The following is an 8,117-nucleotide window of genomic DNA, read 5'->3' as shown; positions in this document are numbered from 1 at the left end:
CTCGATTTTATGTATAACTGTTATTTTTTATAAACTAAGGACCTCTTTATGAGAAATTGTCAGGTCACCCACAAAAGTTGGATTAACTTAAGAAGTATTTTGGGACAGCCTGCCGTCCCATTTTTCAAATCTCACCCAGTTCATATCCGATGATACTCAAGATAGTTATAGGTGCAGTCTCTGCCTTTAATATTCTAGGACCGAGCCAGACGGTGTAAAAATTCCTTTTCTCAGCCATTTCTACTTCTCGTGGAGAGAATCCTCCCTCAGGTCCAACGGTTATAATGATAGGCATCCCACTGTTGTAATTTCTTAAAACCGTTCTTATCCCTCTTTTCGCATCTTCATAGAAAAGCATGCAAAAAAAGTCTTCCCCGCAACTGTTTAGGAATGACTCGAATTCCATAGCTTCATATATTTCTGGGATCATCGTCCTTCCTGACTGTTGTGCGGCAGATTTTGCTATTCGTCTCCACCTTTCAACCTTACCCTTTACATCCCTTATAACAGTTCTCTCAGTCAGGAGTGGAATAATCTTCTTGACACCAATCTCGGTTGATTTCTGAACTATAAAATCCATTTTTTTTCCTCTCGGTATACCTTGACAGAGGACAATCTCAAATCCCCACTCGGTAGATAGAAACTCTCTTCTCAGAATATCTACCCTTATTTCCTTTCTGCCTATTGACGAGATGGTTGCTTTACATTCATTTCCATGTCCGTTTAAAATAGTAATTTTATCACCAACACTACACCTTAGTACATCCTTTATATATTTGACATTTTCGCCCGCAATAATCGCCGTATCTCTCTGTATGTCTCCTTTATCAATAAAGAGCCTTACCATTTACCCCGTTAGAATGCCCCGCTGCTTGCAGCGGGGATGAAAATAATTTTCCTTTTTGAGCGAACACGGGGTTAATGCCCCGTGTGAGCCTTCCCGTTAGAAGGCGGAGTCTTCTAACGGGGTTTACTTTTCACTTCCTGCTTCCTACTTCCTCTTTGCTACCGAAAAAGTCCTTCACCTTCTCCATAAAACTTTTGCTAATCGGATTAACATCTTCTCCGCTTATTCTCGCAAACTCTTCAAGAAGCTCCCTCTGTCTTGCATTTAGCTTTGTAGGCGTCTCTACAACTATCTTGATTATCTCATCACCCCTGCCGTATCCTCTTAAGGAGGGGATGCCTTTTCCTTTCAGACGTAATGCCTTACCTGATTGCGTCCCTGGTGGAACCTTTATAGTAGATCTACCATCAAGGGTAGGAACTTCAATATCTGTACCGAGTGCTGCCTGGGGGAAGCTGATCGGGACTTCACATATGATGTCATTGCCATCCCTTACGAATATCGGATGTGGCAAAACTGTTATAATCACATAAAGGTCACCTGGTGGACCACCAAACTCTCCCGTTTCTCCCTCTCCTGCAAGTTTTAATCTTGTCCCTCTTTCGACACCTGCTGGTATTCTGACAGAAATACTCCGTTCTTTCTCTATCTTTTTCTTACCATGGCATACCCCGCAGGGCTCTTTGATTATTTTCCCCTCCCCGCGGCAATGATTACATGTCCTGCTCACACTAAAAAAACCTTGCTGATATCTTATCTCACCTCTCCCATTACATGTAGGACAATTAATCGGATGGGTGCCCGGTCTGGAGCCTGTTCCACCACAATAATCGCACCTTTCCCATCGTGGAACAGTGATTACCTTCTCAGTTCCATATGCAACATCTAACAGGGTTATATCAAGGTCATACCTGAGGTCTGAACCTCTTACAGCCCTGCTTCTTCTACCTGTGAATGTGCCAAAGAAGTTATTAAAGATGTCTTCAAATATATCAGTAAAAGTTGAGGTTTCGAAACCAAAACCTCCACCCTCTATAGTCCCAAATTGGTCATAATACGCCCTCTTCTGTGAATCACTCAAGACCGCATATGCCTCATTTATCTCCTTGAACTTCTCCTCCGCAGATTTATCCCCTTGATTTCTGTCAGGGTGGTATTGAAGCGCAAGTTTTCTGTATGCCTTTTTTAACTCTGTGTCAGTGGCGTTTCTGTGAACACCGAGTATTTTATAATAATCCTTCGCCATATTAACCGATAGATGATAGATTCTTCTCTCAAAAAGTTGCTAAAAAGGGTTCAAGAGGATGGGATTCAAGTGGTTAAGCAAAAATTTCAAAATGCAAAAATCAAAATTAAGGAATTCCATAATTTTGCATTTTGCAATTTGAATTTTGATTTTATTTAACCCTCAAACCCTTGAATCCTCGAACCCTTCTGCTTACCGCTTATCCTTATCCACCTCTTCGAAATCGGCATCAACTACATCTTCCTTCTTTTTACCTGAGGTATCAGCCTGTGCCCCCGCCTCCTGCGTCTGGGCAGCCTTTTTGTATATCTCCTCAGCTAACTTGTGTGATGCCCTTCCGAGATCTTCCATAGCACTCTTTATCTCACCAATATCGTCTCCATCCTTTGCCTTCTTTGCCCTCTCGAGTGCACTGTTGATAGCCGATCTTTCAGCCTCACTCACCTTATCGCCATACTCCCTGAGCGATTTCTCTACGGTGTATATCAGGGTATCTGCTTCATTACGCACCTCTGCAAGTTCTCTTCTCTTTTTATCCTCCTGTACATGTGCCTCTGCATCCTTTACAGCCCTTTCTATTTCCTCTTTACTTAGACCACTTGAGGCTGTAATCTTTATTGACTGCTCCTTACCTGTGCCGAGATCCTTTGCAGATACATGTACGATACCATTCGCATCTATGTCGAATGTAACCTCTATCTGTGGCATCCCCCTCGGTGCAGGAGGAATCCCTACAAGGTCAAATACACCAAGAAGCTTGTTATCTGCTGCCATTTCCCGTTCACCCTGATGAACCTTTATCGTAACAGCGGTCTGGTTATCAGCCGCTGTGGAAAATATCTGGCTCTTCTTTGTAGGAATGGTCGTGTTTCTTTCTATCAGTTTTGTAAATACACCACCGAGTGTCTCTATCCCAAGGGAGAGTGGGGTAACATCAAGAAGCAGAACATCCTTAATCTCTCCTTTTAGTACCGCTGCCTGAATAGATGCACCAATCGCAACCACCTCGTCAGGATTCACCCCTTTATGGGGTTCCTTTGCAAAGAATTCCTTTACTATATTCTGAACCTTCGGTGTCCTTGTCTGACCACCAACAAGAATTACCTCATTTACATCCCTCGGCGTAATACTTGCATCAGAGAGTGCCTTCCTGCAAGGCTCTATGGTGCTCTCTATTAGGTCATCTACGAGTTGCTCAAACTTTGCCCTTGTAAGTTTCATCTGAAGGTGCTTTGGTCCTGTAGCGTCAGCAGTAATAAATGGGAGATTTATGTCTGTCTCCATAGCCTGTGAAAGTTCTATCTTTGCCTTTTCGGAAGCCTCCTTCAACCTCTGGAGTGCCATCTTGTCCTTTCTCAGGTCAATCCCCTGATCCTTCCTGAACTCATCCACCATCCAGTCTATGATCCTTACGTCGATGTCATCGCCACCCAGATAGGTATTGCCATTTGTGGATTTTACCTCGAATACACCTTCTCCTATTTCAAGGATAGATATATCAAATGTCCCACCACCGAGGTCGTAAACAGCGATCCTTTCATCCTTTTTCTTTTCAAGACCATATGCAAGTGATGCGGCGGTTGGCTCATTGATTATTCTGAGGACCTCCAGACCTGCGATCTTACCAGCATCCTTTGTTGCCTGTCTCTGGCTATCATCAAAATATGCAGGGACTGTGATAACAGCCTCTGTTACCTTTTCACCGAGGTAATCCTCTGCCACCTGTTTCATCTTCTGAAGTATCATGGCAGATATCTCTGCTGGAGAATACCTCTTTCCCTTCACTTCCACATGCACATCCCCATTTGGCGCCTCAACTATCTTATAGGGAAGTCTTTTAATTGCAGAGGCAACCTCTGGTGAATTGAATCTTCTCCCTATCAGTCTTTTAATAGAAAAGACAGTATTTTCAGGATTTGTTATCGCCTGTCTTTTTGCAATCTGTCCTACGAGCCTTTCACCTTTATCTGTAAAGGCGACTACAGAAGGGGTGGTGCGGCTTCCTTCTTGATTTGGTATAACCACCGGTTCACCACCAATAACCACCGCCACACATGAGTTGGTAGTACCCAAGTCTATTCCAATTACCTTTCCCATTTTAAATCCCTCCTCATTAGGATTTAAGAAGGATTAAGGGACAAGCAACTTATCCCTTTAATCCTTTAATCCTTAGTTCTGGTTTCTGGTTTCTTCGCCACACTGACAAATGCTGGCCGAATCACCCTCTCGTTAAGATAGTAGCCCTTGTTGAATTCTTCAACAACTATATTCTCATCATATTCTTCAGATTCTACCTGTGTCAGCGCATGATGTCTTGATGGATCAAAAGGCTCACCTATTGCCTTTATAGGTGTCACCCCGAATCCTTCGAGGATACTTTTTAGTTGATTCAGAGTCATCTCTACGCCATCAATAAGACCTTTAGATTCATTACTACCTTCTGCATGAGATATCGCCCTCTCAAGGTTGTCAACCACAGATAGTATTTCACGAATCAAACTTTCATTACCATACCTCAGAAGTTCTCTCTGTTCTTTCGTTATATATTTCTTATAGTTTTCAAATTCTGCATAAAGCCTGAGGTATTTATCCTTTACCTCATTGAGTTCTCTGGTCTTCTCTTCCAACTCCTTACTCAGTTCATCAATCTCCCTTTCAGCAACTGTTTTTTCTACTGGCATTTCGTTCTTTACCTCTCCTGAAACAAGTTCAGGATCGTGTATCTCAGCATCTTCACCCATATACAACACCTCCCAACTTATCTCTGGCTAAGAAGACGACTGAGTAGCATAGCCGTGTAGTCAACTATCGGTATCACTTCTGAATAATTCATCCTTGTAGGACCTATAATACCAAGGACTCCTAAGGGTTTATCTCCTTCTTTATATGTTGAAGTCACAATAGCACAGTTTTTCATTTCACAAAGTGGATTCTCTTCACCTATGAAGACCCGAAGCCCATCTGTCTCCATAGTTTTATCAAGCAGTTTAAGTAACAGGTGTTTATCTTCTATTGCTTTGAATAGTTCTTTTATCTTGCGAAGATCTGCAAATTCTGGCAGATCAAGTAAATCAGCAATACCCCCGATATACACATCCCCTTCACTGCCAGCCATCACCATCTCTCTGCATATACTCAACGCCCTCTTAATTAATCTATCACACTGCATCTTTTCTTCATACATCTTGCTAAATATTCTCCTCCTGACCTCTTTGAGGCCTAAACCATAGAGTTCTCTGCTCAGGAAATTACTAATCCGGTTAAGGTCTTTCTGCGTAATATCTTCATCTATCTCTATTATCCTGTTATGGACAATCTCCTCATCTGATATAAATATAACAAGGATGTGTCTATCCTTAAGTCGCACAAAGTCCATTCTCTTATATGTAGAATCTTCAAGCCTTGGAGCAAGAACCACACCGAGGTAGTGTGAAAGCAATGACAACATCCTTGATGTTTCCTGCATCAGTTCTTTTATGTCTCTTTTTGTTATCTCGAGCCTTGAAGACATTTCTTTCTCGGCGTTATTGATATCTCTGAAACCCTTGCTGTTTATTATGCTGTCCACATAAAAACGATAGCCTTTATCTGTAGGGACTCTACCAGCAGATGTATGTGGCTGTGTCAAAAATCCCATATCTGCCAGATCAGCCATTATGTTCCTTATTGTCGCAGGGCTGAGTCCTATATTGTATCTCTTAGTAATCGTACGCGAACCTACAGGTCCAGCGGTATCTATGTAGCTGTGGACAATCACCTTGAGTATCTCCTGACACCTCTCATTCAAATATTCTGTTTGCATAGTTTCTTACCTTCTAAAAACCTTAGCACTCTTTAACGGCGAGTGCTAATAAATTAACAATTCTTATTATAAATGTCAAGAGGATAGAAAAACTTTGGTAGACAACGAGGTTTACCCTCGTTGAATTTAGAAAAAAATCTACCGAATAGAAAAAATCAACGGACATAAAGTCCGTTGTCTACCGATTAGAGTAAACTTTTATCGGTTTTTTTATAGTCGCTACAAATTTCTGACTGGAAATCATCTTCCTGAGCCTCATTGGCAAGTTAAACAATCTTTCATGTGTCTCTAAATCGTAATATCTCAGTCCTTTAACTCCTCGTCTTCTTAACCCATCTTCGATCTCTTCTGGTGTTATTTTCTTCAAAGAGTAATTTTGAGAACCAGTTACGAAACCCCACATTGAAGTAAAGCTCGGAATATAATCACAATAGGATTCTGCTATTGGGAACACAGAAGCTACAGTCTTGTTTATTATTGAGTGAACTTCTTGCTGATTGTAAAATACCTCTGTTGCCTGCGTTACAAATATTCCATCGTCTGAAAGTATTCTCATGATAGACCTGTAACATTCCTTCGTATAGATCAAAGATGCTGGACCCTTCTCAATAGGGTCGCTTATATCGGCTATTACTATATCAAATCTATCCCTGGTATTTTTAACAAAATCTATTGCATTATCAAAAACAATTTCTGCCCTTTTATCAAAAAAAGACCCTCGATGCCATTTTTCGAGATGTTCTTTGCAAAACTCCACCAGTTCTTTATCTATATCAACCATTACTGCCCTTTTAACTGTCGAGTGTTTCAGCACCTCCCTCAGGACTGCTCCTTCTCCACCTCCAAGGATAAGCACATCTCTTGGCTCTGGATGTGTAATCATTGCTGGATGCACAAGTACCTCATGATAGATGTACTCGTCTGATTCTGCTGATTGAATTTTGTTATCAAGCACAAGAACACGACCAAAATTGTAAGTATCAATAAGACGTACCTGCTGGAACTTTGTCTCTAAAGATAGGAGATGTCTTCTCATCCTGTGGTATATCCACCTGTGTTCGCTCTCCTTATCGATAAACCAGTTATTGCTGATTTTTGTATCTTTGATAGAGATATTTTTTACCATTCTAGATTTCTTTGCATCAGATTCTCGTACATGCCTTTAGGCAGAAATGCCTGCTTGTGGATTTCATCGCTGTAGTATTTTGTTTTTATTTCAAATTTACGTTTCATCTCCCGCGGTGAAAGATTTTTGGATGCTACTGCGAAAGCCCACCAATTTCCTGGATAGGTTGCAATTGGAGCAGTATACAGGTCAACTATAGGGAAGACCTTTTTCAGTGTTTCCTGAACCTCGATAACCATATCCTTATGAAAATGAAGCGACTCTGAGTGTGTAACAAACATACCTTCATCTGTTAGACAATCTCTTACAGAGGTAAAAAACTCTGTTTTGTAAAGACTCCTTGCAAAACCAATAATGTCTGTAGAGTCAACTATAACAGCATCTATATTTGAAAGTTTCCTCCTTATTACAAACTCTGCGCCGTCCATAATCTTTATCTCTACACGAGGATCGTCAACACTACAGGCTACAGTCGGGAAAAATTTTCTTGAAATATTAATTACCTCCTCGTCTATCTCTACAAAGTAAACCTTTTCAACAGTTTTGTGTTTTAAGACTTCTCTAACTACACCTCCGTCACCACCACCAATAACAATGACTTTCTTTGGATTTGGATGGGCATGCATTACGATATGGGTAAGCATTTCGTGGTAAAAAAACTCATCCCTTTCAGTTATCTGGACGACTTCATCAAGGACAAGCATTTTACCAAAATGTGGACTCTTTATAACCATAATTTCCTGGAATTTACTCTTACCCTTATAGAGAATCTCCTCAACATCATAGGAATATTCGACCGGTGCATATGGGGCTCTTTCAAAAAATTTAATCATTGTTCATCCTCTCTTTTATATAAGAAGTGTTTTGGGTATCGAAAAACCATTAAATTCTGAAGCATAGGATACCGTGTAGGCACCACTGGATAATACGAGAATCAGATTATTGACATCCGGTTCCGGTAGTGCCACATTTTTATCTATTACATCAAAACTGTCACAGCTCGGACCTGCTATTGTCCATCTCTTTTTATATCTTGTATGTCTATAACTTTCAACAATGTAACTGTATTTTATTCCTCCAACACTCTCCATTAACC

At 40.9% G+C, this 8,117-nt stretch carries 8 protein-coding genes; all 8 read right to left on the bottom strand.

The features are described from left to right. Positions 1–124: 124 nt before the first annotated feature. Complete coding sequence (locus tag AB1488_07375; GenBank protein ID MEW6409917.1) at positions 125–847, bottom strand: 16S rRNA (uracil(1498)-N(3))-methyltransferase; 723 nt, start codon at positions 845–847, stop codon at positions 125–127. Positions 848–977: 130 nt separating this feature from the next. Next, a complete protein-coding gene (gene dnaJ / locus AB1488_07370; protein ID MEW6409916.1) occupies positions 978–2,093 on the bottom strand; it encodes a molecular chaperone DnaJ in 1,116 nt (371 codons plus the stop codon). 192 nt (positions 2,094–2,285) lie between these two features. Beyond that, positions 2,286–4,190: a molecular chaperone DnaK gene (gene dnaK, locus AB1488_07365; GenBank protein ID MEW6409915.1), complete on the bottom strand. Its 1,905-nt coding sequence runs from the start codon at positions 4,188–4,190 to the stop codon at positions 2,286–2,288. Between the two features lie 65 nt (positions 4,191–4,255). After that, positions 4,256–4,834, bottom strand: a complete 579-nt coding sequence (gene grpE, locus AB1488_07360; protein ID MEW6409914.1) for a nucleotide exchange factor GrpE — start codon at positions 4,832–4,834, stop codon at positions 4,256–4,258. A 17-nt stretch (positions 4,835–4,851) separates the two neighbouring features. Beyond that, the gene (gene hrcA / locus AB1488_07355) at positions 4,852–5,895 is read right to left on the bottom strand and encodes a heat-inducible transcriptional repressor HrcA (GenBank protein MEW6409913.1); all 1,044 of its coding nucleotides are present in this window, start codon (positions 5,893–5,895) and stop codon (positions 4,852–4,854) included. A 178-nt stretch (positions 5,896–6,073) separates the two neighbouring features. Beyond that, positions 6,074–7,021, bottom strand: coding sequence for a polyamine aminopropyltransferase (gene speE, locus AB1488_07350; protein ID MEW6409912.1), 948 nt, complete (start codon positions 7,019–7,021; stop codon positions 6,074–6,076). Then, positions 7,015–7,854, bottom strand: coding sequence for a polyamine aminopropyltransferase (gene speE / locus AB1488_07345; protein MEW6409911.1), 840 nt, complete (start codon positions 7,852–7,854; stop codon positions 7,015–7,017). Before speE (AB1488_07345) ends, speE (AB1488_07350) begins: the two co-directional genes overlap by 7 nt. A 15-nt stretch (positions 7,855–7,869) precedes the next feature. Beyond that, positions 7,870–8,117 (bottom strand): type III PLP-dependent enzyme (locus AB1488_07340; GenBank protein MEW6409910.1); only part of this gene is annotated, 248 nt, incomplete at its 5' end.

This window comes from Nitrospirota bacterium (assembly GCA_040756155.1).
Taxonomy (GTDB): domain Bacteria; phylum Nitrospirota; class Thermodesulfovibrionia; order JACRGW01; family JBFLZU01; genus JBFLZU01.
This window is presented reverse-complemented; position numbering and strand designations above follow the sequence as displayed.

Coding starts and splice junctions, on each gene's coding strand:
- AB1488_07375 (MEW6409917.1), bottom strand. CDS start 847: ATGGTAAGGCTCTTTATTGATAAAGGAGACATACAGAGAGATACGGCG.
- speE (MEW6409911.1), bottom strand. CDS start 7,854: ATGATTAAATTTTTTGAAAGAGCCCCATATGCACCGGTCGAATATTCC.
- dnaJ (MEW6409916.1), bottom strand. CDS start 2,093: ATGGCGAAGGATTATTATAAAATACTCGGTGTTCACAGAAACGCCACT.
- grpE (MEW6409914.1), bottom strand. CDS start 4,834: ATGGGTGAAGATGCTGAGATACACGATCCTGAACTTGTTTCAGGAGAG.
- hrcA (MEW6409913.1), bottom strand. CDS start 5,895: ATGCAAACAGAATATTTGAATGAGAGGTGTCAGGAGATACTCAAGGTG.
- speE (MEW6409912.1), bottom strand. CDS start 7,021: ATGGTAAAAAATATCTCTATCAAAGATACAAAAATCAGCAATAACTGG.
- dnaK (MEW6409915.1), bottom strand. CDS start 4,190: ATGGGAAAGGTAATTGGAATAGACTTGGGTACTACCAACTCATGTGTG.